Genomic DNA, 764 nt, shown 5'->3' with positions numbered 1-764 from the left:
TTCCCATGCCTTGGATGGGCCGTGCTTTTGATTGTGTCGAGACGGTGTCCAGAACGCGGCTTGGTGTTCTTCGTACAGCTTTTCTCGAAGAGCGTGGCTGATGTACCCTTTGTCCCCAAAGTTGTAGGGATGAGGGATTTGAGTCATCACCGTTTCAGCGGCTTTGACGTCGTGGCAGGACGCTTCCGTCACGACATAGCCCATGGCCAGCCCTTGGTTGGTCACTTGAAGATGCAGCTTGAAACCGTAGTACCATTGCTTTTTGGAAGCACAATACCCCATATCCGCGATCCCTCGAAACCGCTTGACGCGCTGCATTCTTGCGGGATGGCACAACGGAAGAGGCAAGCTGTCGACGACCGCATAAGCATGGTGTTGGCCACGTTTCGCCAGCTCATGACGGATCCATTTGATGGCGAAACCAAGCGCCCGGCAGCGGCGGTTGTATCGGGAGCGTTCAAGAAACGAGCCGTTTGTGAACAAATTTCCCGTGACAAAACGATGCCAGGCTCGTTCGGAAGAAAAGCCCAACAGCTTCCCCAAAAGGTGAACCGCCATGACCACTTCGTCTTCTTGCTTGACCAAGTGACGGTTGCGGCGATGAAGATACATTTGAATCAACGACAGTTGGGCAGAAACAAAACAGAAAATAGCGGCATATTGTTTTTGAAGTTTGGCTGGATCTGTAGTAAAATGAAAGTGCTCTTGCATGGGGGATCTCTCCTTTCGAATGTTGGGTGACACTTTCATTCTACTGGAGATCC

1 protein-coding gene is annotated in these 764 nt (G+C 51.4%); it reads right to left on the bottom strand.

Annotated elements, in window-relative coordinates; translation table 11 throughout:
• Nucleotides 1-711 (bottom strand): IS982-like element ISGsp1 family transposase (locus ETC02_RS16785; RefSeq protein ID WP_171698462.1); only part of this gene is annotated, 711 nt, incomplete at its 3' end.
• Nucleotides 712-764 lie beyond the last annotated feature (53 nt).

The organism is Geobacillus sp. DSP4a (assembly GCF_013096875.1).
Lineage (GTDB): Bacteria > Bacillota > Bacilli > Bacillales > Anoxybacillaceae > Geobacillus > Geobacillus thermophilus.
The sequence above is the reverse complement of the archived record's forward strand: the minus strand, read 5'-3'. Positions and strand labels throughout refer to the sequence as shown.